General features: G+C 70.5%; 26 protein-coding genes and 1 pseudogene. 19 read left to right on the forward strand and 8 right to left on the reverse strand.

The features are described from left to right. Nucleotides 1-100: 100 nt before the first annotated feature. The gene (locus tag ACFQVD_RS44340) at nucleotides 101-289 is read right to left on the reverse strand and encodes a hypothetical protein (RefSeq protein ID WP_386274015.1); all 189 of its coding nucleotides are present in this window, start codon (nucleotides 287-289) and stop codon (nucleotides 101-103) included. Between the two features lie 599 nt (nucleotides 290-888). Here ACFQVD_RS44340 and ACFQVD_RS44345 point away from each other — a divergent pair. The 3 genes from ACFQVD_RS44345 to ACFQVD_RS44355 all read left to right on the forward strand — a co-directional run bounded on the left by ACFQVD_RS44345 (nucleotide 889) and on the right by ACFQVD_RS44355 (nucleotide 5945). Further along, complete coding sequence (locus tag ACFQVD_RS44345) at nucleotides 889-2982, forward strand: SpoIIE family protein phosphatase (RefSeq protein ID WP_343979166.1); 2094 nt, start codon at nucleotides 889-891, stop codon at nucleotides 2980-2982. Nucleotides 2983-3226: 244 nt separating this feature from the next. Then, a complete protein-coding gene (locus ACFQVD_RS44350) occupies nucleotides 3227-4870 on the forward strand; it encodes an RNA polymerase sigma factor (protein WP_343979255.1) in 1644 nt (547 codons plus the stop codon). Between the two features lie 154 nt (nucleotides 4871-5024). Then, entirely contained in the window at nucleotides 5025-5945 is a 921-nt protein-coding gene (locus ACFQVD_RS44355; RefSeq protein ID WP_343979163.1) for a hypothetical protein, read from the forward strand. Nucleotides 5946-6013: 68 nt separating this feature from the next. Here ACFQVD_RS44355 and ACFQVD_RS44360 read toward each other — a convergent pair whose 3' ends face one another. Next, complete coding sequence (locus ACFQVD_RS44360; RefSeq protein WP_343979251.1) at nucleotides 6014-6754, reverse strand: YaaA family protein; 741 nt, start codon at nucleotides 6752-6754, stop codon at nucleotides 6014-6016. Between the two features lie 46 nt (nucleotides 6755-6800). Between ACFQVD_RS44360 and ACFQVD_RS44365 the strand changes: the two genes are divergently transcribed. Further along, complete coding sequence (locus tag ACFQVD_RS44365; protein WP_343979160.1) at nucleotides 6801-7529, forward strand: GNAT family N-acetyltransferase; 729 nt, start codon at nucleotides 6801-6803, stop codon at nucleotides 7527-7529. A gap of 17 nt (nucleotides 7530-7546) precedes the next feature. Here ACFQVD_RS44365 and ACFQVD_RS44370 read toward each other — a convergent pair whose 3' ends face one another. Continuing rightward, a complete protein-coding gene (locus ACFQVD_RS44370) occupies nucleotides 7547-7777 on the reverse strand; it encodes a DUF7455 domain-containing protein (protein WP_030920243.1) in 231 nt (76 codons plus the stop codon). A gap of 241 nt (nucleotides 7778-8018) precedes the next feature. On the opposite strand from ACFQVD_RS44370, the gene ACFQVD_RS44375 reads away from it, so the two are divergent. Further along, the gene (locus ACFQVD_RS44375; protein WP_343979156.1) at nucleotides 8019-10091 is read left to right on the forward strand and encodes a DNA gyrase/topoisomerase IV subunit B; all 2073 of its coding nucleotides are present in this window, start codon (nucleotides 8019-8021) and stop codon (nucleotides 10089-10091) included. A 58-nt stretch (nucleotides 10092-10149) separates the two neighbouring features. Here the strand turns inward: ACFQVD_RS44375 and ACFQVD_RS44380 are convergent, their stop codons facing one another. Then, on the reverse strand, nucleotides 10150-10644 hold the full coding sequence (locus ACFQVD_RS44380; RefSeq protein WP_343979153.1) for a beta-class carbonic anhydrase: 495 nt from the start codon (nucleotides 10642-10644) through the stop codon (nucleotides 10150-10152). Between the two features lie 165 nt (nucleotides 10645-10809). On the opposite strand from ACFQVD_RS44380, the gene ACFQVD_RS44385 reads away from it, so the two are divergent. Next, nucleotides 10810-11127: a hypothetical protein gene (locus ACFQVD_RS44385; RefSeq protein ID WP_343979150.1), complete on the forward strand. Its 318-nt coding sequence runs from the start codon at nucleotides 10810-10812 to the stop codon at nucleotides 11125-11127. Between the two features lie 183 nt (nucleotides 11128-11310). Here the strand turns inward: ACFQVD_RS44385 and ACFQVD_RS44390 are convergent, their stop codons facing one another. Continuing rightward, nucleotides 11311-13803, reverse strand: coding sequence for a DNA gyrase/topoisomerase IV subunit A (locus ACFQVD_RS44390; protein WP_343979147.1), 2493 nt, complete (start codon nucleotides 13801-13803; stop codon nucleotides 11311-11313). A gap of 227 nt (nucleotides 13804-14030) precedes the next feature. Continuing rightward, nucleotides 14031-14615, reverse strand: a complete 585-nt coding sequence (locus ACFQVD_RS44395; RefSeq protein ID WP_343979143.1) for a GNAT family N-acetyltransferase — start codon at nucleotides 14613-14615, stop codon at nucleotides 14031-14033. A gap of 246 nt (nucleotides 14616-14861) precedes the next feature. Between ACFQVD_RS44395 and ACFQVD_RS44400 the strand changes: the two genes are divergently transcribed. Beyond that, nucleotides 14862-15683 (forward strand): TauD/TfdA dioxygenase family protein, encoded by an 822-nt coding sequence (locus tag ACFQVD_RS44400; RefSeq protein ID WP_343979141.1) that lies wholly within the window; start codon nucleotides 14862-14864, stop codon nucleotides 15681-15683. 91 nt (nucleotides 15684-15774) lie between these two features. On the opposite strand, the gene ACFQVD_RS44405 is transcribed toward ACFQVD_RS44400, so the two are convergent. Beyond that, entirely contained in the window at nucleotides 15775-15987 is a 213-nt protein-coding gene (locus ACFQVD_RS44405) for a hypothetical protein (RefSeq protein ID WP_343979138.1), read from the reverse strand. Between the two features lie 5 nt (nucleotides 15988-15992). Then, nucleotides 15993-16325 (reverse strand): annotated as a pseudogene (locus tag ACFQVD_RS44410) (SulP family inorganic anion transporter); the annotation flags it as partial. Between the two features lie 108 nt (nucleotides 16326-16433). On the opposite strand from ACFQVD_RS44410, the gene ACFQVD_RS44415 reads away from it, so the two are divergent. The 12 genes from ACFQVD_RS44415 to ACFQVD_RS44470 all read left to right on the forward strand — a co-directional run bounded on the left by ACFQVD_RS44415 (nucleotide 16434) and on the right by ACFQVD_RS44470 (nucleotide 25332). Further along, on the forward strand, nucleotides 16434-18503 hold the full coding sequence (locus ACFQVD_RS44415; protein ID WP_343979247.1) for a RecQ family ATP-dependent DNA helicase: 2070 nt from the start codon (nucleotides 16434-16436) through the stop codon (nucleotides 18501-18503). An 801-nt stretch (nucleotides 18504-19304) separates the two neighbouring features. Then, nucleotides 19305-19430: an ALQxL family class IV lanthipeptide gene (locus ACFQVD_RS44420; protein ID WP_343979135.1), complete on the forward strand. Its 126-nt coding sequence runs from the start codon at nucleotides 19305-19307 to the stop codon at nucleotides 19428-19430. Between the two features lie 50 nt (nucleotides 19431-19480). After that, nucleotides 19481-19606 carry an ALQxL family class IV lanthipeptide gene (locus ACFQVD_RS44425; RefSeq protein ID WP_343979132.1) on the forward strand — a complete coding sequence of 42 codons (126 nt, stop codon included), beginning with the start codon at nucleotides 19481-19483 and terminating at the stop codon, nucleotides 19604-19606. Beyond that, nucleotides 19607-19747, forward strand: a complete 141-nt coding sequence (locus ACFQVD_RS44430) for a hypothetical protein (protein WP_343979130.1) — start codon at nucleotides 19607-19609, stop codon at nucleotides 19745-19747. Nucleotides 19748-19875: 128 nt separating this feature from the next. Next, entirely contained in the window at nucleotides 19876-20001 is a 126-nt protein-coding gene (locus tag ACFQVD_RS44435) for an ALQxL family class IV lanthipeptide (RefSeq protein WP_343979127.1), read from the forward strand. Nucleotides 20002-20314: 313 nt separating this feature from the next. Continuing rightward, nucleotides 20315-21397 (forward strand): class V lanthionine synthetase subunit LxmK, encoded by a 1083-nt coding sequence (gene lxmK / locus ACFQVD_RS44440; RefSeq protein ID WP_343979124.1) that lies wholly within the window; start codon nucleotides 20315-20317, stop codon nucleotides 21395-21397. After that, nucleotides 21394-22365, forward strand: a complete 972-nt coding sequence (locus ACFQVD_RS44445) for a T3SS effector HopA1 family protein (protein ID WP_343979121.1) — start codon at nucleotides 21394-21396, stop codon at nucleotides 22363-22365. The genes lxmK and ACFQVD_RS44445 overlap by 4 nt, the downstream gene beginning before the upstream one ends. A 5-nt stretch (nucleotides 22366-22370) precedes the next feature. Further along, nucleotides 22371-22529, forward strand: coding sequence for a hypothetical protein (locus ACFQVD_RS44450; RefSeq protein WP_343979118.1), 159 nt, complete (start codon nucleotides 22371-22373; stop codon nucleotides 22527-22529). 83 nt (nucleotides 22530-22612) lie between these two features. Beyond that, a complete protein-coding gene (locus ACFQVD_RS44455) occupies nucleotides 22613-23578 on the forward strand; it encodes an LLM class flavin-dependent oxidoreductase (protein ID WP_364154916.1) in 966 nt (321 codons plus the stop codon). Then, complete coding sequence (locus ACFQVD_RS44460; protein ID WP_343967017.1) at nucleotides 23571-24179, forward strand: flavoprotein; 609 nt, start codon at nucleotides 23571-23573, stop codon at nucleotides 24177-24179. Before ACFQVD_RS44455 ends, ACFQVD_RS44460 begins: the two co-directional genes overlap by 8 nt. Next, entirely contained in the window at nucleotides 24176-25120 is a 945-nt protein-coding gene (locus ACFQVD_RS44465) for a hypothetical protein (protein ID WP_343967020.1), read from the forward strand. Before ACFQVD_RS44460 ends, ACFQVD_RS44465 begins: the two co-directional genes overlap by 4 nt. Next, nucleotides 25117-25332: a hypothetical protein gene (locus tag ACFQVD_RS44470; RefSeq protein WP_343967022.1), complete on the forward strand. Its 216-nt coding sequence runs from the start codon at nucleotides 25117-25119 to the stop codon at nucleotides 25330-25332. The genes ACFQVD_RS44465 and ACFQVD_RS44470 overlap by 4 nt, the downstream gene beginning before the upstream one ends. The last annotated feature ends 148 nt before the right edge of the window (nucleotides 25333-25480 follow it).

A 25480-nucleotide genomic window follows, 5' to 3' on the forward strand; every position in this document is an offset into this window, starting at 1 on the left:
GTCGCCGTGCGGATCGGCCCGCTCGCTTCGCTCGCTCACGTCCCAACCTTCTCGCAATCCCGGTCCAAACGGTGCGTAGAGACGGCCGGGTTCCCCGATGCTACCGGGGACCGCGGGGCGGCGGCGCGGAGTTGACAAGGGCGAGCAGATGCTCGCGGGCGACACGCTCGACGACCTCGGGAGTCGCCTCGATGCCGAGGTGCTCCGCGCAGGCACAGACCTCTGCCACGCACCTGCCGACGGTCTCGACGGGAACGGTCAGGAACTCGGCGGCCAGGTGAGATGTCACCGGCTCGTGACAAGTCGTTGAAGGCCCGGTGGAGCGGGTGGCAAGAACGGGCATGGATGTCGCATTCCTCCGGAGTTTCCCGGGGGCATCCCCCGGATGTGTCGGCGAGGACGTGCGTTCTCATTCCACAACTTATCTCGGGAGTGTCAACCCTCGGCGCCCTGATATGGGAAGCTGGCCCCGTATCTTGACTGAATCCTGCAACAGTGGAGTAAGTGAGTGTCCCCGAAGAGGGAGCCGAATTGACGGCGAGTCAGTAGCCTGATCTCGCCTGCAAGCCCGACGGAGATGAGGTGGGCAGTTGCCGGGACGGTCCGGCGCGATCCTGCTAGGGTCCTGGCCGCAAACGTTCGAAGGCGCAACGCCGACTGGTCGCCGCCCGTACGGGAGCCCCGGCGTGTCGGCCCGGGGATCCCGGCCATCGGAGCGGTGGCGTTTCCGGGGTGTGCTGACCGCATCTTGGGCAGGGCTTCCGTCCGCACCTGCCCATCGCCGATGATGTACTCCAGGATCCGGTCCCCCGGAGCCGCGCTACGCCAATTCGCAAGTTTGGAGATGTGCCTCGTGGGAGACCCTGGCACGCGACGGAGGTGCCGACCATGAGCGCCGAAACCTCCGTGCCCCGTCCCCGGGAGTCGGGTGTGGACATCTCAGACTCCGGCCTGCTGCAGGGCCTGCTGTCGCAGTCGCCGTTCGCCTTCGCGTTCTTCGACCCCCAAGGTCGCTTCGAGCGTGTCGACGAGGTCTTCGCCAACGTGGTCGGCCTGCCCGCCGAGCGCCTGGTCGGCCGGGTCCCCGGTGAGTTGCTCTCCGCCGATCTGACCGCCCTGATCGAGGGCTCGGTGCGGAGCATGGTCGGGGGAGCCTCGGTCGACGGCGACCAGCGGATCCGGGTGCGCACCGCCGGTGGCGAGACCCACCACTGGTCGCTGACCTTCTCTCCGATCCATGATGACAAGGGCGCATTGCGCGCGATCTGCCTGGTCGGCGTCGACATCACCGACAGCAGGCAGGTCGAGGAGGATCTCAGGCGCAGCGAGGAGCGATACCGCTCGCTGGTCGAGGCCCAGTCCCAGCTGGTCTGGATCACCGCGCCCAACGGCGTCGTGGAGGAGGACGCGCCGCAGTGGCGGGCCATCACCGGCCAGGGGCTGGAGGAGTACCTGACCCACGGCTGGCTGGAGGCCGTCCACCCGGACGACCGCCCGCACACCGAGGAGGCCTGGCGTGAGGCGCTGCGTGGCCGGATCATGTTCGAGTGGAGCTACCGGGTCCGCACCCGGGCCAGCGGCTACCGGCACTTCGAGGTGCGCGCCGTCCCGATCATCCGGCACAACCGGGTCGTCGAATGGGTGGGAGCCAACACCGACGTCACCCCGCAGCGCGAGGCCGAGGAGATGCGGGGCCGCCTGACCGACCAGCTCGGCGCCGCGGCCCTGCGCACCGCGCGCCTGCAGGGCGCCACGGCGCTGCTCGCCGAGGCGCTCACCGTCGAGCAGGTGGTCCAGGTCATCATCGACGTGGGTCGTACGGCGCTGGCCGCCGACCGGTCGGCCGTGGCGCTGCTCGACGTCGACCGGGCCGCGCTGAAGCTGGTCAACAGCGGCGGCATCCCCGACGTTCCGGGCGCGCCCGGCGAGGAGATCCCGCTGTCGCACTCCAGCGTGATGACCATGGCGGTCAACAGCCGGCGCCCGGTCTTCGCCGAGTCGCCGGACAGCCTGCGGGCCCAACTGGTCGACGCGGGCGGCGACGACGACAGCGTCACCGGTTTCATCGCCCACAGTGACGAGCGGGCCTGGGTGGGCCTGCCGCTGCTGGCCGCGGGTCGCGCGCTCGGGGCACTGAGATTCTCCTTCACCCGCCCGCAGAAGATCTCCCAGGAGGACGGGGTGTTCCTGGAGGCGCTCGCGGGGCAGTGCGCCCTCGCCGTGGAGCGGGCCACCCTGTTCGAGCGCGAGCACCGCACCGCCGAAACGCTCCAGCGCAGCCTGCTGCCCGATCGCCTGCCGGTGGTCAGGGGGCTGGTACTCGCCCAGCGGTTCCGCTCGGGGAGCCGCCATGTGCAGGTCGGCGGTGACTGGTACGACGCGTTCGTGCTCCAGGACGGCCGGGTCGCGGCGGTGGTCGGCGACGTCATGGGCAAGGGCGTCAAGGCCGCGGCGGGGATGGGCCGCATCCGCAACGCCATGCGGGCCCTGGCGTTGACCAACCCGCCGCCCGCGGCGGTCCTCACCGGCCTCGACCGGGTCTTCGAGGCGACCGAGGAGGAGGAGCAGGTCACGACGCTCGCCTACATGGTCGTCGAGCCCGGCACCGGAGAGGGCACGCTGGCGCTGGCCGGTCACCCGCCGCCCCTGCTGGTCTCCCCCGAGGGCGTGCCGATACTGTGCGACGGCGAGCCGGGCACCCCGCTGGGCTGGCCCACGAGTCGCAGGCAGTTCAGGTTCTGCGTCCCGCCGGGCCACACCGCCGTCCTGTATTCGGACGGTCTGGTGGAGAACCGGAAACGTGGTCTTGATGCCGGACTCGCTGATCTTTGCTCTGTTGTGACCGAAGCGCCGGCCGAAGTGGTCGGAAGCCCCCACATGTTGCTAGATTTCCTTGTCGACCGGATGTTGTCTGGATATGAGCAGGATGACGACGTCACGGTGCTCGCGATTCACGTTCCCGCCGCCACGAAGAGTGACTGAATGAAACAGTCATAACGGTTGCTTTCGGGTATCGGTGCCTCGCTTCCGTACGCACTACTCTCTTGGTCGGCCTAGGGTGGAGGGCAACCGCCAGGAGGCGGCCGTATGGATCACGGTGTCATGCCACAATGCTGGACAGGTGCGTCGCGGTTCGCGCGGCCTCGCTAACCACAACTAGAGGTAGAAGTGCCCCTAGTTGGGCATCTGGGTCCATTCTCGTCTCGCTTTCCTTCGAGAGGTGTTCGTGTCGCCTGCAAGTTCGACTCGCTCGAAGCCATCCGAGCTGAACGAGCCCGTCATTCAGCAGCTGATGGAGCGGGGGCGCTCGCAGGGGTTCCTCGAGTCCGAGGATGTCCGCAAGGCCGTCGAGGAAGCGGACATTCCGATGGCGCAGGTCGCTGGAATCCTGCGAAGCCTCAGCAAAGAGGGCATCACCGTACGGCTGACTGCCGAGGACTCCGCGGCTCCCAAGAAGTCCCGCACTCCGGCCAAGCGTCGTACTGCCCCGGCCGCGCCCGCCGCCGTCAAGAAGACCAAGACCGCCGCGGCGGCCAAGGAGCAGCCGGAGACCGTCACCGCGGTCGTCGGCGGTTCCGAGCCCGCGGCAGCGGCCAAGAAGCCCGCCCCCGCGGCCAAGAGGCCCGCGGCGCCGGCCAAGAAGATCGCCCCGGCCGCCAAGAAGCCGGTTCCGGCCCCGCCGAAGAAGGCCGGCCCCGAGGCGGCCGCTCCGGCCCCCGTGTCCGAGTCGAAGTCGCTCGCCGGCGATGACGACGAGGTCATCGAGCTTGAGGACGTCGAGCTCGAGGACTTCGACCTGGAGGCCGTCGCCGAGGTCGAGGTCGAGGTCGAGGTGGAAGCCGAGGCCGAGGCCGAGGAGGAGCCCAAGGCCGAGGCCATCGAGGTCAACGAGGACGAGGTCCTCATCCTCTCCGATGACGACGATGACGCCCCGGTGCCGCAGGTCGCCGCCGCCGGCGCCACCGCCGACCCGGTCAAGGACTACCTCAAGCAGATCGGCAAGGTCCCCCTGCTCAACGCGGAGCAGGAGGTCGAGCTCGCCAAGCGGATCGAGGCCGGTCTGTTCGCCGAGGAGCAGCTGGGAACCGACGGCGAGAGGCTCCCGGTCGACGTCCGCGCCGAGCTGGAGTGGATCGCCGAGGACGGCCGCCGGGCCAAGAACCACCTGTTGGAGGCCAACCTCCGTCTCGTGGTCTCGCTGGCCAAGCGCTACACCGGCCGCGGCATGCTCTTCCTGGACCTGATCCAGGAGGGCAACCTGGGCCTGATCCGCGCGGTGGAGAAGTTCGACTACACCAAGGGCTACAAGTTCTCCACCTACGCCACGTGGTGGATCCGGCAGGCGATCACCCGAGCCATGGCCGACCAGGCGCGGACCATCCGCATTCCGGTCCACATGGTCGAAGTGATCAACAAGCTGGCCCGTGTCCAGCGGCAGATGCTTCAGGACCTGGGGCGCGAGCCCACTCCCGAGGAGTTGGCCCGCGAGCTCGACATGACCCCCGAGAAGGTCGTCGAGGTCCAGAAGTACGGTCGCGAGCCGATCTCCCTGCACACCCCGCTGGGTGAGGAGGGGGACAGCGAGTTCGGTGACCTCATCGAGGACTCCGAGGCCATCGTCCCCGCCGACGCGGTCAGCTTCACGCTCCTGCAGGAGCAGCTCCACTCCGTCCTGGACACGCTGTCCGAGCGCGAGGCGGGCGTGGTCTCGATGCGATTCGGCCTGACCGACGGTCAGCCGAAGACGCTGGACGAGATCGGCAAGGTTTACGGGGTGACCCGTGAGCGTATCCGGCAGATCGAGTCCAAGACCATGTCCAAGCTCCGTCACCCGTCTCGGTCGCAGGTCCTGCGTGACTACCTTGACTGAGATTCTCTGACAGAGGGCCCGCACTGTCCGGTGCGGGCCCCACGTCATTAACGCCGGTGTAACAGGTCGGTAGCACGGGGTGTGAAACGAACTTCTAGGCTCCCGCCTCATGGGTGTGGCCGAAGTTGACAGGATTCGCGCCCGGAGGCTGCGGGTGATCGTCGATCGTCCGTGGGCGGACGTGGTGCTCGACGACGCGGTCGCCGCGGTGCGCCGGAGGGTGTTCGAGAGCGGTACGTTCACGCTCGGCGCGGCCCGCGGTGATCCGGAGAGGCGCGCGCTCAGGGTCGAGGCACTGGCCAGGGCGGCCGTCGGTCACAGTGGCGCCATCGAGGCGCTGGCGCTCCATGACCGGGCCAACCCCGACCTGTGGCTCTGGCTCGGGCGTACCCGCATCGAGGAAGCCTGGACGATCAAGCCGGATGTCAAGGCCCGGGCCGTGCAGGCGCAGCGTCTGCAGGCGTTCCAGGCGGCGATGGAGAGAGCCAGGCAGCCGCTCTTCACCGCGGCGGCGCTCGTGCCGTCGGATCCGGTGCCCTGGGAGTCGATCATGTGGCTCTACCTCGGCCTCGACCGGCCGCGCCAGGAGAGGGACGCGGTCTGGTTCGAAGCCGTTCGCCGTTATCCGACGCTGTTCCCGGCCAATGTGGCCAGGCTCATGACGTTGTCCCCGGCCTGGGGCGGCAGCGCCCAGGAGATGCTGGAGTTCGCCAGGCAGGCCGTGTCGCGGGCGCCCGACGGGGACCCGATGGCGGCCCTGCTGCCGCTGGCGCACTTCGAGCAGGTGGCCGCCGAGCGGTCACCGATGTCACGCGGAGGCTGGTTCTCGGACGGGGCGCTGCGCGAGATCGTCTCGCACGCGGGCCGCTGGCTGGGCGGCGACAGCCATCCACGGTCGATAGAGGCGCACAACCTGTTCGGGGCTGCCTTCTACCTGGCCGACCTGCGCAGGCCCGCGCGTGGGCACCTGACACGTACGGGGGGCAGGGTCAGCAGGCTGCCGTGGTCCTATCTGGGTGATCCCGCTCAGCAGTTCGAGCGGGCCTGCGGGCGGCTCCGCCTTGTCCCGGCGTGAACCGGGCGCGAGACGCGCACACCGGCGCCAGGTCTTGATGTGGGCCCGTAAGGGGAATGTGGCGAATATCACACGGTTACGTTGAGTATCCATGACTGCCTCCCCCTGGGAGGCGGACAGAGAGTGACGGAGTGCCCAAGGTGGTCCAGGATCTTCGTGAGCTCCTCGGGGCTCTGTGGATCGATGTCCCCCTCCAGCAGTGAGCGGGCTATGACGCCGCGAGTGGCCTTCGCCATGTGGCTGACGACCTTCCCCTCCTTGAGCACCCGCACCGCCACCGCCCTGCCGCCCGGCTGCCACGCCGCCGCGTAGGTGCCCGAGCGCAGATCCACCACCAGGCCGGGCTCGGCGTCGAGCAGCGGGGTGACCGATCGGCGCCAGAAGGCGCCAAGACCGCCCAGCGGCGGCAGTCGCACCCCCATCGACAGCCGGTACGGGGGTACACGGTCGTCGATCCGGAGGAGCCCCCACAGGCCGGAGAAGATCAGCAGACTTTCCGAGGCCCGCGCCGCGGCCTCGGGGGAGAGCGAGGCCAGGTGAAGATTGTCGTAGAGCACGCCGGTGTACAGGTCGGCCGCGGCCAGCGTGGGCGCGGTGCGCAGAAGCAGGTTCTTGCCGATCTCACCTGCCTGTCCCGGTGACAGTCCGAGCACCTCCCGTGCGGCGGGACCCTCGCACAGGGCGATGAGCGCGTCCAGGACGCGTCGCCTGGACGGGGCGAGGGCGGGGAAACTCAACCGGGGCAGGTCGAGGGCGGGGCCGTCACCCAGTGCGGCCTTTCCCTCGGACGGGGGTAGCAGAATCAGCACATTCACCGAGCGTAGTGCGGCGACCGAGGGGTTAGGATCCTGCAGCATGATCGTTGAGGTTTTTGACCGGCTGGTCGACCAGGCCTGGCCGGCGACTCACCGGGTGGACGCGGGTGGCTGGATCCTGCGTGCGGCGGACGGGGTGACCAAGCGGGCCAACTCCGTGCTGCCGCTGGGCGAGCCGGAGGATCTGGAAGCGGGCGTCGAGGTGGCGGAGAAGTTCTACGCCGACCGGGGCCTGCCCTGCGTCTTCTCGGTGGGGGGTGGCGCCACGCCCGGCCTGGACGCGTTGCTGCACGCGCGCGGCTATCGGGTGGTGGATCCGACGCTGGTCATGACGGCGAGCCTGGTGCCCGAGGCGTCCGGGAACGGCGTCGGCGCGTCGCGAGAAGAGGTCGATCTCGCCGAAGCGCCCTCGCGGGCATGGCTGGACACCTGGTGGAGCGTGGACGGGAGGTTCGGCGGCGACGGTCTGCCGACGGCCGCGCGGATCCTCACCGGTGTGCCCGCCACATACGCCTCGCTCGGCGAGGAGGCCGTGGGGCGGGGTGTGGTCCAGGGGGAGTGGTTCGGGATCTACTCCATGGCCGTGGTGCCGCACGCGCGGCGCAAGGGCCATGGACGGAAGGTGTTGCGCGCCCTGCTCACACATGCGCGGGAGCAGGGCACGCAGCGGGCATATTTAGTAGTGGTGGAGTCGAACACGGCGGCCAGGACGCTCTACGAGCGCCATGGCTTCACAGTGGCGGGCCGATATCACTATCGGGTCCGATGACGGCTCCATCCGTCTGGTCATCGTTCGTCGTTGCCTGCCGTTGCCGGAGCGTCGCTGAGACGCGCAGACTCGTCCTGGATGTTGGCACCCTTGTCTCTCAGCACGGCTACGTGCTGACGCCCGTGGTGGGCGCAGAACAGCAGCTCCCCACCTACGGGCAGGGTCGCGCGGATGTAGGCCTGGGCGCCGCACCGGTCACAGCGGTCCGCAGCGGTCAGCTGCTTGGCGGGGGCGAGGGTTCCAGTCACGTATCGCCTTTCAGGTCATCCCCTGAGGTGGAGGATCTGGCGTCAGTCACTTGAGAGAACATCTAACCCGATACGAACGTTCCCAATCGACCCCCTGCTACGCCCAGAGCGGAAAGCGGCCGAAAGTAACGATGATCACGCTGGATGTAACGCCGTTGTCCACCGGATGGCAAGCTTGTACGCGTCGTGGCGGGAAGAACGGTAAGCTGCGCACACGTGTTCGACAGAGCTGGGAGTGGGTGTGACCGCAGTTAGCGCGGAGACGGGTTATACGGCCCGCCACCTGTCGGTGCTGGAGGGGCTCGAAGCCGTCCGCAAGCGCCCCGGTATGTACATCGGGTCGACCGACAGCCGCGGTCTCATGCACTGCCTGTGGGAGATCGTGGACAACGGGGTCGACGAGGCCCTGGCCGGCTACTGCACCCGCATCGAGGTCGAACTCCACGCCGACGGCTCCATCGAGGTCCGTGACAACGGCCGGGGCATCCCCGTCGACGTCGAGCCCAAGAGCGGCCTGGCGGGCGTCGAGCTCGTCTACACCAAGCTGCACGCCGGCGGGAAGTTCGGCGGCGGTTCCTACGGCGCCTCCGGTGGCCTGCACGGCGTCGGCGCCTCCGTGGTCAACGCCCTCTCCTCGCGGCTGGACGTCGAGGTCGACCGTGACGGCAGGATCCACGAGATCAGCTTCCGCAGGGGCGTTCCCGGCGTCTTCGACGGCGACGGGCCCAAGGCCAAGTTCAAGAAGAGGTCGGGGCTGCGTGACGGAGGCGCCGCCGCGAAGAAGGTCACCGGCACCCGCGTGCGCTTCTGGGTCGACCACCAGATCTTCCTCCCCGAGGCCGAGGTCTCCCTCGACGAGATCCATGTCCGCCTGCGCCAGACCGCGTTCCTGGTCCCTGGACTGACCCTGGCCGTGCGTGACAGCCGCGGCGAGGAGGCGGCCGAGGAGGAGTTCCACTTCGACGGCGGCATCTCGGAGTTCACCGAGTTCCTCGCCCGGGACGAGGCGGTCTGCGAGGTGCTGCGCCTGCGGGGCGTGGGCCACTTCCACGAGACGGTCCCCGTCCTCGACGACCTGGGGCACATGACCCCGACCGAGGTCCAGCGCGAGCTCACCGTGGACGTGGCGGTGCGCTGGGGCAAGGGATACGACAGCACGGTCAGGTCCTTCGTCAACGTGATCGCCACCCCCAAGGGCGGCACCCACGTCAACGGCTTCGAACGCGCCCTCGTCCGCACCCTGAACGAGCAGCTGCGTGAGACCCGCCTGCTCAAGAACGGCGACGCCCCGGTCACCCGCGAGGACATCATGGAGGGGCTCACCGCGGTGGTGACCGTCCGGGTGCCCGAGCCGCAGTTCGAGGGCCAGACCAAGGAGGTCCTGGGCACCTCGGCGGCCTCCCGGATCGTCGCCCACGTCGTCTCGCGTGAGCTCAAGGAACTGCTCGCCAACCCGTCGCGCACGGTGAAGCCGCAGCTCCGCGCGGTCCTTGAGAAGATCGTCGCGGCGGCCAAGGCCCGTATCGCCGCCCGGGAGCACCGTGACAACCAGCGCCGCAAGACCGCCCTGGAGAATTCGGCGCTCCCCGCCAAGCTGGTCGACTGCCGCAGCGACGAGGTCGACCGCAGCGAGCTGTTCATCGTCGAGGGTGACTCGGCGCTGGGTACCGCCCGCGCGGCCCGCGACTCGGAGTTCCAGGCCCTGCTGCCGATCCGGGGCAAGATCCTGAACGTGCAGAAGGCGTCCGTCGCGGACATGCTCAAGAACGCCGAGTGTGCCGCGATCATCCAGGTCATCGGGGCGGGTTCCGGCCGATCCTTCGACATCGAGGCGGCTCGCTACGGCAAGGTCATCCTGATGGCCGACGCCGACGTCGACGGGGCGCACATCCGCTGTCTCCTGCTGACCCTCTTCCACCGCTACATGAAGCCGATGGTCGAGGCCGGGCGCGTTTTCGCCGCCGTGCCGCCGCTGCATCGGATCGAGGTCATCAACCCCAGCCGAGGTCACGGCAAATACGTCTACTGCTACTCCGACGCCGAGCTGCACAAGGTGCTGCGTGATCTGGAGCGCAGGGGTAAGCGCTGGAAGGACCCGGTCCAGCGGTACAAGGGCCTGGGCGAGATGGACGCCGACCAGCTGGCCGAGACGACCATGGAGCCCCGCCACCGCACCCTGCGCAGGGTCCGCATCCAGGACATCGAGGAGGCCGAGCGCATCTTCGCCCTCCTGATGGGCAGCGACGTGGCCCCGCGCCGGGAGTTCATCGTGAGCAGCTCGGCCGAGATCGACCGCGACCACATCGACGCGTAGCGGGCCCGCGGGGCGGCCCGCCGGGCCATGGGCCGCGGCGGGGCCGGAACCCCGAGGCTCAGATGTCGACCGGCATCAGCTTGCCGGTGCGCACGTCATAGACGGCGCCGCCGACCGGCATGCCCGCCGGGAGGAACGGGCTGGTCCTGATCCGGGTGAGGTCGTGGCGCAGCGCCGCGTCCTGGTCGGGGACGGTGTGGAAGTCCAGGCTCCGGGTGTCGACACCGCGGCGGGCGGCGATCGCATGCACCTCGTCGTCGGTGACCTTGGTCATGCCGCAGTCGGTGTGCGGCATGACCAGCACCCGTTCCACCGCCAGCAGGTTGACCGCCAGGACGAGCGTGCGCAGCACGTCGTCGGTCACCCTGGCTCCGGCGTTGCGGAGGATCTTGGCGTCGCCCGGTTTCAGGCCGAAGAGACCCAGCGGATCGATCCGGGAGTCCATGCAGGTGACCACCGCGAGGCCACGAGCCGCCTTGCCGGTCAGTTCCGCGTTGGTGAACGTGGCGGAGAACTCCTCGTTGGCGGCCAGCAGGTCGTCAAAGGCACTCACGTACGTATCCCTCGGTCGATGGGGCTAACGAACCAATGATGCGTCATACCCATTCGGCGAGGGTTGTCGGGGGCGCCTCAGGTGACGACTTCACCAAGATCCCACCGTCTGGACTCACATTGAGTGATGATGTCGTCACTCGAAGTCCGGGAGGTGGAGTGGGTAATGAGCAGGACGGAATCGCTGGCCGACTATCTCCGTGACCAGGGCAGGCGGAGGCTGGACCGGGTGGAGTCCAGGGACGGGGGGCGCAACGCGCGCTCGGCGCTGGCCCTGCTCGACGCGGCGGCCTACACCCGGTCCCTGAAGGAGGACGACCCGTTCGTGGCCGTCCTCGTGGAGGCGGGGTGTTTCGGGCCGTACGGGGCCGGCGGGTTCGATCCGCCGGATCGAGTCGCCCGGGTCATCCGCTTCTGGGAGTCGGGTGAGCCCTGGCAGTTGCTGATGGCCATCAGGTTCGCACTTCAGGGGGCGCTCACCTGAGATACCGGGTGCGTCCCGAGCCCCGTGCGGGAGGGGGCACGCACCGAAAGCCGAGACCTGCCGGGTGGCGTCGCGGGGGTCGGAGAACGCGACGCCGGCGCCCGGTGCGCGGGACCCGTCATCGCCGAGGAGCCCCCGTCGTCCTGACGGGGGCTCCTCGGTGTCCTGCGCGGGGGATGAGGATCATTCCGGGGAGGTGGCCTCCCCCTGGTCCTGCCGGTCGTCCTCGGCGCACAGGGAGCCGCCCACGGCCGACACCGTGTGGGTGAGCCGGACCCCGGAGCCGTCGCGGCGGCCCAGTTCCTCGGGGAGCGGCACGGGCTTGCCGACGGCCGAGACCGCACGGGCCGGGCCGGGGCCCGCCCAGGCGAGCAGCAGGACGTCCTCGCCCTTGAGGAACCGCTGGACGCGGACACCGCCGGTGCCGCGACCCTTCGGCGGGTACTCGGCGAAGTCGGAGACCTTGGCGCCACCGATCTGGGTGCCTGGCAGTGCGGTCGAGGAGCCGGCGATCGTCACGACCCGAGACTCGCGGGAGGGGTCTACCACGCCGAACCAGATCACCACGGCGTCTCCGTCCAGCCGCACGCCGGCCATGCCTCCCGCCGGGCGGCCCTGGGGGCGGACCACGGAGGCGGGGTAGCGCAGCAGCTGGGCCTCGGAGGTGATGAAGACCAGGTCGTGCTCCTCGCTCGTCAGCTCCACCGCGCCCACCACGGTGTCGCCGTCCTTGAGGCCGATGACCTCGAAGTCGTCGCGGTTGGCCGGGTAGTCGGGGACGACCCGTTTGACCACGCCCTGCGCGGTGCCCAGGGCCAGGCCGGGTCCGTCGGGGTCGAGCGAGCCGATGCCGACGACGGTCTCACCCGGGTTGAAGGTGACGTACTCGGTGACCGGGTGGCCTCCGGACAGCGACGGCGGGTTGGCCGAGCGGGGCAGCGTGGGCAGGTCGACCACCTGGACCCGGATCATCCGCCCCTGGTTGGTGACCACGCCCACCTCGCCCCTGACCGTGCTCCGCACCGCGGAGACCAGCACGTCGTGGGCCGAGCGGTCACCGTCGCCGGCCAGTGGCGAGGCGTCGGCCGTGCGGGCCAGCAGTCCGGTGGACGAGAACAGCACCAGGCAGGGGTCGTCGGCGACCTCCAGGGGGACCGAGACGTTCCTCGCCACCCCCGAGGACTCCAGCAGCACCGTGCGGCGCGGGGTGCCGAAGGTCTTGGAGATCTGGGCGAGCTCGTCGGAGACGACCTTGCGGAGTCTGTCGTCGGAGGACAGGATCGCGGTCAGCTCGGCGATCTCGTCGCGCAGCGTCTGGCTCTCGCGGTCGAGCTCCAGCTTGTCGTAGCGGGTCAGGCGACGCAGCGGGGTGTCGAGGATGTAGTTGGCCTGGATCTCCGACAGCTGGAATGTCTGCGTCAGGCGCTCGCGGGCCTGGGCGGAGTCATCGGAGGAACGGATGACCCGGATCACCTCGTCGATGTTGAGCAGGGCGACGATGAGGCCCTCGACGAGGTGCAGTCGCTCCTCGCGCTTGCGCCTGCGGTACAGCGAACGCCGGCGGACCACGTCGATACGGTGGTCCACGTAGACCTGGAGCAGCTCGCGCAGGCCCAGCGTGCGCGGCTCGCCGTCGACCAGCGCGACGTTGTTGATGCCGAAGGTCTCCTCCATCGGGGTGAGCCGATAGAGCTCCTCCAGCACGGCCTCGGGGATGAAGCCGTTCTTGATCTCGATGACCAGGCGGAGGCCCTTGTGTCGGTCGCTGAGGTCCTTGAGGTCGGAGATGCCCTGGAGCTTCTTGGCGGTGACCAGCTCCCTGATCTTGGTGACCACGCGCTCGGGGCCGACGTTGAAGGGCAGTTCGGTGACGACGATGCCCTTGCGACGGGGGCTGACCTGCTCGACGGCGCACTTGGCCCGCATCCGGAAGGTGCCACGGCCCTTGGCGTACGCGTCGCGGATGCCGTCGAGGCCGATGATCGTGCCACCGGTGGGCAGATCGGGGCCGGGGACGAACCGCATCAGGTCGTCTAGTGTCGCCTCCGGCTTCTTGATCAGGTGGCGGGCGGCGGCGACGACCTCGACGAGGTTGTGCGGCGCCATGTTGGTGGCCATTCCGACCGCGATGCCGGTGGCCCCGTTGACCAGCAGGTTGGGGAAGGCCGACGGCATGACCGTGGGCTCGGTCTCCTGGCCGTCGTAGTTGGGTTTGAAATCGACGGTGTCCTCGTCGATCGACTGGACCACGGCCATGGCGGCCGAGGCCAGCCGGGCCTCGGTGTAGCGCATCGCGGCGGGCATGTCGTCGGGGGAGCCGAAGTTGCCGTGCCCGTCGATGAGCGGCAGGCGCATCGAGAACGGCTGGGCCATCCGGACCAGCGCGTCGTAGATGGCGGTGTCGCCGTGCGGGTGGAGCTTGCCCATCACGTCGCCGACGACGCGTGAGGACTTGACGTGGCCCCGGTCGGGCCGGAGGCCCATCTCGCTCATCGAGTAGAGGATGCGGCGCTGGACCGGCTTGAGGCCGTCTCTGGCGTCCGGCAGTGCACGCTGGTAGATGACCGAATATGCGTATTCGAGGAAGCTGGTGCGCATCTCGGTGGAAACGTCGATGTCGACGATCCGCTCCTCGAAGCCCTCGTCGGTCGGGGGTGTGGTCGTCCGTCGAGCCATCTGATTTCCTGCGCGCGGGCCCCGGCCGTCAGGCCGAGGGGGAGGCGCATCCTCCTTCTGTCTTCGTGGTCGAACCGTCTGCACCGGCTCCCCGGGAAGCCTCGGGCCGGGGCGTCCGGCGGGAGGCCGGGTATGGTACCGAGACTCGATACCATACCCAGCTCATCCGACACCTTCGGGCCTTCCCCGGCCCGCCGCCGAGGGCTGCCGCCGTTCCGGGCGGGGTGTCAGGCGGTGTCGCGGGTCCTGGGGCCCGCCCCGGGCCAGGGGCCGGGGGTCTCCCCCTCGTACTCGTCGCCGGGCACGTTCAGCCTGGTGTCGTAGATCCTGAAGCCGCGGGCCTGATAGTTGGCGAGCGCCACCGGGCTGTCGAGGGAGCAGGTGTGCAGCCACACCCGCCGGGTCGGCTCCCGGCCGGGCTGCCGGTCGGCCAGGTCCCAGGCCCTGGCGGTGCCGACCTCCAGCAAACGGCCGCCGACGCCTCTGCCGATCGCCCACGGCAGGAGGCCGAAGCAGGTGATCTCGACCGCCGCGTCGTCCTGGGGGGCGAGCTCGACGTAGCCCGCGGGGGTGCCGCGGTGATAGGCCACCCACGTCTCCACGCCGCTCTCCAGCCAGTCGCTCCACTCCCGCCAGGTCCACGGCAGCCGGTTGGTCCAGTGCCATTCTCCGCCGACGGCCGTGCTGAGGAACCGGCTGAACTCGGGCGAGGGCACCTCGGCGTGTACGACGTCGACCTCGATCGACGGCGGCTTGGCGGGCAGCAGGTCCGAGCGTGAGGTCTGTTCGAGATACCAGGTGGTGACGTCCATAGTGGATGCATCAAACCATGGCGCGGAGCCTGCCGGTTCCCCCGCTCCCCGCCGACCCGGCGCGACCTGCCCGCGAGGGTGTCCGCGGCGGGCGGGGGAGCATCCTCGACCGGCACCGGTCCGGCACGTGTGCCTTACCAAGCAATTGCTTGTTTTGATGGATCGGGCTAGGCTCGGAAAGAGGGCTGGGTAAGGATGACCTAACCTTCACGAATGCCGTGCGGCCACGATGGAGGGCGTCCGAAGATGATCGAGTTCAAGCCCGTGACCAGGCACATCGGCGCCGAGGTGAGCGGTGTCGACCTGCGCAAGCCGCTGTCGGAGGGAGAGGTCCAGGAGATCCGGCGAGGCTGGCTGGAGTACAAGGTCCTCTTCTTCCGTGACCAGCACATCAGTGACGAAGAGCACATCCACTTCGCGGAGAACTTCGGCTCGATCAACCACCCCGCCTTCAAGAAGGACGGCGGCACCGCCATCCACGTCCTCGACCAGACCGACCCCAAGGGCGAGGGCGGCGACGAGTGGCACAGCGACAACACCTTCGAGCCGGTCCCGCCGATGGGCTCGCTGCTGCGCTGCGTGCAACTGCCCTCCGTCGGCGGTGACACCCTCTGGGCCAACGCCCAGCTGGCCTACGAGACGCTCTCGCCGCCCATCCAGCGGCTCTGCGACGAGCTCACCGCGATCCACGACATCACGGCCTCGATGAAGAAGGCCATTTCCAAGGGGCACGACTTCGACCTGGAGCAGGTCCAGGCCAAGTGGCCGCCGATCGAGCGTCCCGTGGTGCGCACGCACGCCGAGACCGGACGCAAGGCGCTGTTCGTCAACCGCTCCTCCACCACGCGGCTGGTGGGGTTGTCCGACCGGGAGAACGAGGCGTTGCTGCCCTACCTGATCGACCACATCCGCTCTCCCGAGTACCAGGTCCGGCTCAACTGGCGGCCGGGCACGCTGGCCTTCTGGGACAACCGGAGCACCCAGCACTACGCGGTCGCCGACTACACCGAGCGCCGCCGCATGCACCGGGTGACGATCAACGCCTTCCCCGAACACCTGGACGCCTAGGCCCCGCCTGGCGGGTCTCGCCGTGGTGACCGGCGACAGCGCGGCGAGGCACCGCCTGACCGCGGTGGGCGGCAGATCCAAGGGGCGGCGCCTAGGAGCCGCGGGCGCGGTAGGCCGCGACGGCGGCCTCCACGTCAGGGTGCAGCCGTCCCCGGCCGGACAGCCACCCTCCGATGCCCGTACGCCCGAGGAGTTCGAGGGGCTGGAGGCTGTCGAGGGCGATCCACAGGTCGATGCCGTGCTGTCGCACCAGGCCGTAGAACTCCCTGGCCGCCGACACCGCGGTGAGATCCATGCCGGGCACGCCGGTCAGGTCGAGGAGTGCCGCCCGGGGCCGGGGGTGGTGGCCTCGATGAGCGACCTCACCCGGTCCGCCACCCGCCGGGCGTTGGCGAAGTACAGGCGGCTCTCGATACGCACGATCAGCGGCCCCGGCTCGGTCTCGTCCGACGGGTGACACCTGAGGTCGCGATGGGCCCCCGACTCCGGGTAGGCGCGGAAGATCCCGCCCAGTCCGAGTGCGAGCAGTTCCCGGTCGGCGTCGAGCGGCGGGTCGTCCCGGTGCCGGAAGATCCTCGCCGCGCTGATCGACTCCACGAAGGAGAACAGCGCCATGTCGAGGGCCATCGGCGCCAGTCGGTCAAGGTTCGGCCATCAGCGCGCGACGTCCGCCGGGCGGAGGACGCCACCGGAGTCCGTAGTGAAACAGTCGGCCGGACCTGGTACCAATGACCGGTGAGCGAAGAGCAGATGCTGCGCGAAGAGGCCGAGGGGCGGCTGCGGGCGCTCGCCGGGGAGCACGCCCGGCTGCGCGAGGACCAGTGGTCGGCCATCAGGGCACTGGTCATGGACCGGCGTCGGGTGCTCGTGGTGCAGCGCACCGGCTGGGGCAAGTCGGCTGTCTACTTCATCGCCACCGCGCTCCTGCGCGAGCTGGGTGAGGGGCCCACCGTCATCGTGTCCCCGCTGCTGGCCCTGATGCGCAACCAGATCGCCGCCGCCGAGCGTGCCGGGATCAACGCGGTCACGATCAACTCGGCCAACCCCGAGGAGTGGGAGCAGGTCTACAACCAGGTCGCCGAGGGTGAGGTCGACGTGCTGCTGGTCAGCCCCGAGCGGCTCAACAACCCCGACTTCCGAGACCACGTGCTGCCCGAGCTGGCCGAGAGCGCGGGCCTGATCGTGGTCGACGAGGCGCACTGCATCTCTGACTGGGGCCACGACTTCCGTCCCGACTACCGGCGGCTGCGCACGCTGTTCGGGGAACTCACCGAGGGCGTGCCGATCCTCGCGACCACCGCCACGGCCAACGCCAGGGTCACCCGCGACGTCGCCGAGCAGATGGGCGAGGAGACGCTGGTGCTGCGCGGCGCGCTGGAGCGCGACAGCCTCCATCTCGGGGTCGTGCGCCTGGGCGGCGCCGAGCAGCGCCTGGCCTGGCTCGCGAGCACGCTGCACGAGCTCCCAGGTTCCGGCATCGTCTACACGCTCACCGTGGCCGCCGCCCAGGAGATCGCCGCCTACCTGCGTGAACAGGGCCACGAGGTGGTCGCCTATTCCGGGCAGACCGAGCAGACCGAGCGGCTCGCCGCCGAGCAGGCGCTGCTGGACAACAAGATCAAGGCGCTGGTCGCGACCTCCGCGCTCGGCATGGGCTACGACAAACCCGACCTGGGCTTCGTCATCCACGTCGGGGCCCCGCAGTCCCCGGTGGCCTACTACCAGCAGGTCGGCAGGGCGGGCCGCGGGGTCGAGCGGGCAGAGGTGATCCTGCTGCCCGGCGCCGAGGACCGCGACATCTGGGCGTACTTCGCCTCGCTGGCCTTCCCGCCGGAGCCTGTCGTGCGGGCCGTGCTGGCCGCGCTGGAGGAGGGCGGGGTGATGTCCACGGCCGCCCTGGAGAACCGGGTGGATCTCAGCCGGAGCCGCCTGGAGACCATGCTGAAGGTCCTCGACGTCGACGGCGCCGTGCGCCGGGTCAGGGGCGGCTGGGAGTCCACCGGCGAGCCCTGGGAGTACGACGCCCCGCGCTACGCCAGGGTCGCCGCCGAGCGGGAGGCCGAGCAGCGGGCCATGCTCGACTACCTCGACACCACCGGCTGCCGCGAGGAGTTCCTCCGCCGCCGCCTGGACGACGACACCGCTGCCCCGTGCGGGCGCTGCGACAACTGCACCGGCGCGCACCGCTCGCCCGAGGTGGACTCCCAGGCCGTGCGTTCGGCGGCCGACCGGCTCCGCAGGCCCGGGGTGGAGGTCGAGGCGCGCAGGCAGTGGCCGACGGGGCTGACCGATCTCAAGGGCCGGATCAGGCCGGAACTGGGCGCCGAGCCGGGGCGGGTGCTGGGCAGGCTCACCGACATCGGCTGGGGCAACCGCCTGCGCGGCCTGCTGGCCGATGGCGCCTCCGACGGGCCGATCCCCGACGACGTCTTCGCCGCCATGGTCAAGGTGCTGTCGTCCTGGGAGTGGGCGCAGCGCCCGGTGGGCGTGGTCGCGGTGCCCTCGAGCAGCCGCCCGCAGCTCGTCCGCAGCCTGGCCGAGCGGCTGGCCCAGGTGGGGCGCCTGTCCTATCTGGGCGATCTCGGCTACCGGTCGGGCCCGCCGGGACGGCAGTTCAACAGCGCGCAGCGGGTCCAGGCGATCCGAGGCACTCTCGCCATGCCCTCCGCCCTGGGCGCGGCCATCGCCTCGGCCCAGGGACCACTCCTGCTGGTCGACGACCGGATCGACACGGGCTGGACGATGACCCTGGGAGCCGCCATGCTCCGCCACGCCGGAGCCCCCGCCGTGCTGCCCCTCGCCCTGGCGGTCACCAGCTAGGAGAGCGTCGGACGGTGCGGCTCGCGGTTTGGAGATCAGCTCTCCCGGCCGGGGATACGGGCTGGGGCCGGGGCTCGGCGGTCCGAAGGGTGGTCACCGCCCGTCCCGGCCTGCCGATCGGGAGAAGTCCCCCAGCCCGGCCGCCTTCGGTCGTGCCCGGCGCCGTCGCCACAGTCGCCGGCGTCCGGCCGGTGCCTCGGCGCCGTCCTCGCCAGGCTCATTTTTTGCACCTTCCCTTTATTTCCCTCCTCGATCAGTTTGTCCGACCACGCGGTCAGTCCCAGCGGGCGTTTCTTGGCGCCTCCCTTCTTGTCGACGTAGACCCGCCTGACCGGTGTCCACCGATACGTCTCCGAACGCGGAACGCCGATGATCGCGTCGATTTTCACCTGGGACGTGCCCTCTGCGGTCTCCCGGGCGTCATCGCCCCGGCGTTCCGAAGGAGCGCACGACACGCCCTGCAGGTCCAGCACGCCATGTGGCGGCCGGGCCGCTGCCCGGCGCGGACCGGAAGGCGGTGACGGGCGGTCCGCCGATCGCTCCCAATCTCACGATGTGAGAACCCCTTTAGCCTTCGTAAGCAGGTCAGACACCGCCGTGACCAGGAAAAAGGCGAGCAGGAGCGCTTCTCGTGAGGCTCATCTCCGCCTTTGACAAGGGCCGGAGACAAGAGTCCGGACCATACCGTCATTCCACTCGAAAGCGATTCCTAAGCGCTTATCGCCATGCTTTTCACTCACGACGAGCTCGCCGCGTCGGCCGCCGCGCAGGCGGAGCGGTCGCGTACGGAAGGAGAACGAGATGGAAGTCGACATCAACGCCCTGGACCTGCTCCCCGGTCGGGCCGAGCAGCACCTGCGGGACTGCACCATCACCTGCGACGTGACCTGCAAGCAGTTCACCTGCGGGGTCACCCAGCTCTCCTAGTGATCACTGCGGTATCAGCGGAGATCTCTTCCCACGAAAGGACGAACCCGATGGAACTCGACATCAACGCCCTCGACCTGCTCCCCGCCCAGACGGTGAGCGCACTGTACCCGTGCGAGATCACCTGCCCGCCGAAGGGCACCTGCACCGTCACCTGCAAGGTCACGAGCCAGTAGGTGACGGGGCAGGTAATGGGACTCGACATCAACGCCCTCGACCTGCTCCCCGCCCAGGCGGAGAGTCACCTGGCCGCCTGCGAGATCACCTGCCTGGCGACCTGCGGCGGCGTCACCTCCATGCACTCCATCATCAACTGACTCCGTCGTAGGGCGCGCCTGGCGACCATCACGCCCGTGCGTCCCCGCGAACTCCGTCGGCCGATGGGCGGCCATGAGGGCCGCCGCGGCGCAGGCGGAGATCTCCCACCGAAGAAAGGACGAACCCGATGGAACTCGACATCAACGCCCTCGACCTGCTCCCCGCCCAGGCGGAGAGTCACCTGGCCGCCTGCGAGATCACCTGCGGCCACACCTGCAGGACGAACAACACCTGCGCCGAAACCGTCCGCTGACGAACGCCGAACGGCAGGGGAGGACGTTCATGACGGCGGTCCGCCGCCGCCAGTGCTCCCCCGGCCGCGTACGCGAGGTCACCACGGCGTCGGCCGCGGACCCCGCAGTGCGTGCGACGACGAGTCCGCGGCGAGGCCGCAGGTCCCACCTCGGGCTCGTCCCCGTCATCCCCGCGCGGCACTGCCGTCGATCGTCATTCATCGGGCTTCGAAAGAGACACAGTCATGCTTACGGAATGCCGGTGCTCGCGCACCGGCGAGGCCACCGGCGTCCGGTCGTGCCGCGTTTCCCACCTGGGGGCCGGTGATGGCCGTGAGTGAGGGGCCGAAGCCGATCCCGGTTCCGCTCGACCAGGTCCCGGAGGTCGCGGAGTTCCTCACGGCGCTCCAACTCGGAGTTCTGCGCGAGGACATGGTCACCGCGTTCTTCGGCCGCAACGACACCTGGGCGGGCGTGACCGACGCCGGCGTCCCCGTCTTCGTCAAGCGGACCATCGGGGAGGCGGAGCAGGTCCGCCGGAGGGTGGACCGCACGAGGGCGATGGGCATGGCGCTCGACGCGCACCCGGTGATCAACGCGCCCCGTTTCCTGGGCGGTGACGACGCCTCCGGACTGCTGGCCTTCACGCTGCTGCAAGACGCGGACAGCGGAGCCGACCTCGCCGGGGAGGACGCTTTCACCTGGGACCTCGCCCACGCCGCGGGGATCCAGGTCGGAACGCTCCACACCCTCAGCGCGCCGCGGCCCATCGAGGCGGACACCTCCGAGCCGCCGCTGCCGCCGCGCGACCGCCTGGTGGCCCTGCCGCTTGAGGTCTATACCGCCGCCAGTGGCGCGGAGCTGGAGGCGTGGGCGATCCTGCACAGCGATCCTGTGATCACCAAGGCGATCGGCGACCTGTGCGACCGGGAAAGCCACGGCCCGCACGTCCTGGTCCACGGCGACCTGCGGCTCGACCAGTTCCTCCACCACGACGGCACGCTGTACCTGACCGACTGGGAAGAGGCCCGGCTCGCCGATGCCGCACGGGACGTGGGCGCCTTCGCCGGCGAATGGCTCTACCGCGGCGTGCTCGGCATGGCCGGCCCGGAGGACGGCATGAGCGAACGCGAGGTCATCGCCAACGGCGCCCGCCGCTTCGAGGCCCTGCGCCCCTACGTCGAGGCGTTCTGGACCGGCTACCTCGAGGCCCGGCCCGCGGCCCGCGACGACCACGAGCTGGCGGCTCGGGCGACGGCCTTCGCCGGATGGCACCTGATCGACCGGATCATCGTCGCGGCCCACCAGCGCGGTCGGCTGAGCGCCCTGGAACGCGCGGTGGCCGGCGTCGGCCGCACCGCCCTGCTCCGCCCCGCCGAGCTCACCACCACGCTGGGCCTGGGAGAGGAACGATGAAGCAATCGCTGGACCGGGTGCGTATCGACGCGGATCTCACCTCGGCCACCGTCGACGGCCGCGAGATCACCGCCGAGGGCCCCAAGGTGCTGCGCAGCGCGCTGGCCGACGCGCTGTACGACGCCTTCCACACCGGCCGCGAGCCCACGGAAGGACCGCGGCACAAGTCGCTGCGCGACCCGGACTTCGAGCACCGGCTGCGCGCCGTGGTCCCGCACCACGACTCCCCGGCCCTGGCCATGGTGGAGCCCGGAGCGCCCGGCGTGGTCCGGCTGAACGGGGTGCGCGTGCGAATCCCCGAGTCCCGGCTCGGCGACGAGGTCGCCACCCCCGCTGGGCCGGCTCGCCGGGTCGGCCTGCCGGCCGTCCAGCCGACGGTCTCGCCCGGGTTCCTGCTGGTGAGCGGCTCGGCGGGGCATGGCCTGGAGGAGGACGCGTGTCTGCGGCTGTACCTGGGCGCCGAGACGGCCGACGCCGCCCCCGCCCTGTGGGGTGCGGTGCTCGAACGGCTGGAGAAGCTGCGACTCCCCTACCGGGCCAAGGTGCTCTCCGCCCGCGATCTGTATCCGCGCCGCGACAGCATCGTGGTCTACCTGGGACGCCGTGCCTGGCACGCGGTGCCGGAGATCGGCGCGGCGGCCACCGCGACCGGCGGGCTGCGCCAGGATCTGTCCGCCTATGTCGCCGCGCTCGGCGGCGGCATCGGCTGGGCGTGGGAGCCTCAGGATCCGCGGCCCGGGACCCGCAGGCTCAGCTTCGGCGAGCACCGCTCGCACGCCATCGCGGCCGGGCTGCTGGTCCACGCCGAGCACGGCGGAGACCGGGACGACGCGGTGCGCGAGGCGCTGCGGGCCGCCGGGGTCGAACCCGGCGCTGTGTACCGCAACCTCGGCTCGCCGACGCTGCCCTTCGAGACCTCCGGGCCCGAACCCGGGCCCGGACCCTACGAGAACCAGGAAAGGAGGTGACATACATGTCCACTGAGCTGCTGATGGAAGGTGCCGAGGCGTACACCTCGCTCGCCGAGGTCGCCGCGGTCCCCGGGAGCGACGCTCCCGGCGCCTGGCCGCGGACGAGCTACCTCACCGCACACATCTGCTACATCGCGTACACCATTGAGTCCAGCTGCTGACGGATTCAGGTGACGGTGTCGGTGTCGCGGGCACCCGACGGTGACCCGCGGCACCGCCAAGGCTTCAGGAAACGAGGGGGTCCATGGCGCCCGGGCTGCTGTTCCCGCTCCAGCACACGAGCCCCGACACGGTCGTGCCGTTCGGAGAGCTGGTGATGAGCGGGCTGGCCGGCCGACTCTGGCTGGGACAATCCGTGCTGACCGAGACGCATCAGACGATCGCCTACCTGGCGGGCCGGGGGATCAGGGTGCCGTGCGGGCTGAGCGTGACGCTGATGCCGCTGCGACACCCGATGGAGGCGGCCGTGCAGGCGCGCAGCCTGGCGGCGCTCACCGGCCGGCCGGTGGTCGCCGGATACGGCGCCGCGACCCCGGACCTGGTCCGGGCGCTGCGCGGCGCGCCCTACCACAGGCCGGCCGCGGCTGCGGCCGGGTACGCCCGAGCGGTGCGCGCCTTCCTCGACGGCGGCACCGTCGAGCACGCCTGCGAGGCCTGCGTCGCCACCACCGGGCTGCCCCCGATGCACCACCCGCCCGTCGAGGTGGGTCTGGGCGTCATCCGGCCGGGCATGGCGCGGGCGGCGGGCGCCGTCGCCGACGTGGCCATCACCTGGATGACGCCGCCCCACTACGTCCGGGACACGCTGCTTCCCGCCCTGGCCGCCGGAGCCGCGGGCCGCGGCACGCCGCCCCGCGTCGCGACCGTCGTGCATGTGGCACTGGCCGGCCCCGGTCGCGATCCCCGCAGACTCGCGCACAGCGCGGCCGCGGACCATCTGCGGGCCCCGCACTACACCGACATGCTCCGCCGGGCCGGGGTGCCCGCCGACCCGGCCGACCCGCGTGCCGGCGCCGCGGCCCTGGTCGAGGCGGGTGTCTACGTGTACGGCACGCCGGAGGAGGTCGTCGAGCGGCTGCACGGATACCGCGAGGCGGGCGTCGACGAGATCATCCTCAATCTCGCCGGCGTCGCGGGGACCGAGGGGTTCCGGGCGGCGCTCGCGGACGCCGAGTGCCTGCTCCACGCCATGGCGGACGCCGATGAGTGAGCCCGGGCGGCCCCAGGGCCCGCCGCCGTTCCACGCCGAGCGCCTGCTCATCCTCGCCACCGGCTCGCTCGGCGCCGCCTTCCTGCCGTACTGGCTCAACTGGCTGCGGCACTCCTACCGAAGCCTGGACGTCCGGGTGGTGGTCACCAGAAACGCGGAGCGGTTCGTCAGCAGGCAGGCCGTCGCGGGCCTCATCGGCAAGGACGTGCCCCTCGACGCCTGGCCGGATGCTCCGGAGCCGGAATCACCGCACGTGGACTACGCCGGCTGGCCCGACACCGTGATGGTCTACCCGGCGACCTATCACTTCCTGGGCAGGTTCGCCAACGGTCTCGCCGACACCCCCATGCTGCTGGCGCTCCAGTGCACCTCCGCGCTGATCGGGATCGCGCCTGCCCTGCCGCCGGGAGCCACCCACTCGTACGCCTACCGGCAGCACCGTACGGCGATCGAGGGCCGGCCCAACGTCGTGGTCGTCGACCCCCTGCCGGTCCTGAGCACCCACACCCGAGGACGGGACGCCCTGGGGGCCGCCCCGCTTCCCACCCTGATCGAACGACTGGCGGAGCTGCGCGCCACGCGCGGGAAGGAGCACCAATGAGTCGAGCCGCCGAGTCCTACGGCACGGGATACGTGCTGACCACGATCGCCCCGTCGGCCGAGGGGGACTACCGGTGGACCCGGCGTCCCGGGCCGCACAGGGGCGGCGCGCTGCGCACACCGGATCCCGCCGTCCTGGACGCCGTCCGGATCGCGGCCCGCGGGCGGGTCGGGTTCACGCTTCCGGAGCGGGCGGACGCCACCGGCGTGACGTACCGGACCGGCCAGGCCCGGTCGCTCGCGGCCATGATCCTCGGTCCGAGGTCGGGCGGGAGCGACACCGACATCGCGCGGATCGCGGCGGACACCTTCGCGGAGACCGGCGCGGCCCTCGCCCGGTTGCACGCCGTCCCCCTGCCGCAGGCCGATCTACCGCTCCCCGACGGCCTGCTGCGGCTGCTCTCCTGGCTGCGGGGCGGGCTGGGGCCCGGCGCCGCACCCGATCTGCACCGCCGCGCGACCGAGATGCTGGGCCGGGACCGGATGGCCACGGTGGCGGCGTGGTGCGTCCCGGCGGCGGAGGCACCGCACGCCCTGCTGCACGGCGGTCCCAGCCTGGGCATTCTCCTGCCCCTGACCTCCGACATGGACGGCGGCCTGCTGACCGGTGAGAACCTGGCCGCCGGTCCGCCGGAGTCCGACGTGGGGTGGATCATCGGCGAGCTGGTGGAGCTTCGCGCCTCGATCAGCCGATTCGGCGGGCGCCGGGACTTCGACTTCGACATGTTCATCGGCCGCGTCCTGGAGGGCTACACCGCCGCCCTGGACCTCGCCGCCGTGGGCAGGATGGCCGCGCTGCGTTTCCTGACCCACCTGCACGACTTCGCCGCCTACATGAAATGGCACGACGTCCTCGTCGAGTACCTCAAGCTCGTCGCCGACGTGATCGACGCGGCCGACGCCGGGCAGCTGCTGCTCTCCGGCGAGGTGGCCCGTTCGTGAACGCCGCCGAGATCACACGCGTGACGCTGCACAGCGGGCTGCGGATCGTCATCGAGGAGGAGTACTCCGGCCCGGTGGCGGGCGTCGCGGTGCACTACGACATCGGCTTCCGCGCGGAGGCCGAAAACGCCTCGGGCCCGGCCCACCTGTTCGATGGACCGGCTCGCCGACCGGGTGCGCACGCTCGGGCGCTTCGAGCTGTTGTTCGGTGACCCCGGCCTGGCCGTGCGGCTGCCCGAGTTGTACGCCGGGGTGGGCGCCGGGGTGGGCGCCGGGGTGGGCGCCGCCGTGACCCCGGGTGGTCGCGGTGGACCCCCGGGAACTCTCCGGTCCCCGGCCCTCGGGTGGGGCCGGGGGCCT

The organism is Streptosporangium amethystogenes subsp. fukuiense (genome assembly GCF_042665875.1).
In the GTDB taxonomy this organism is placed as follows: Bacteria; Actinomycetota; Actinomycetes; order Streptosporangiales; family Streptosporangiaceae; genus Streptosporangium; species Streptosporangium fukuiense.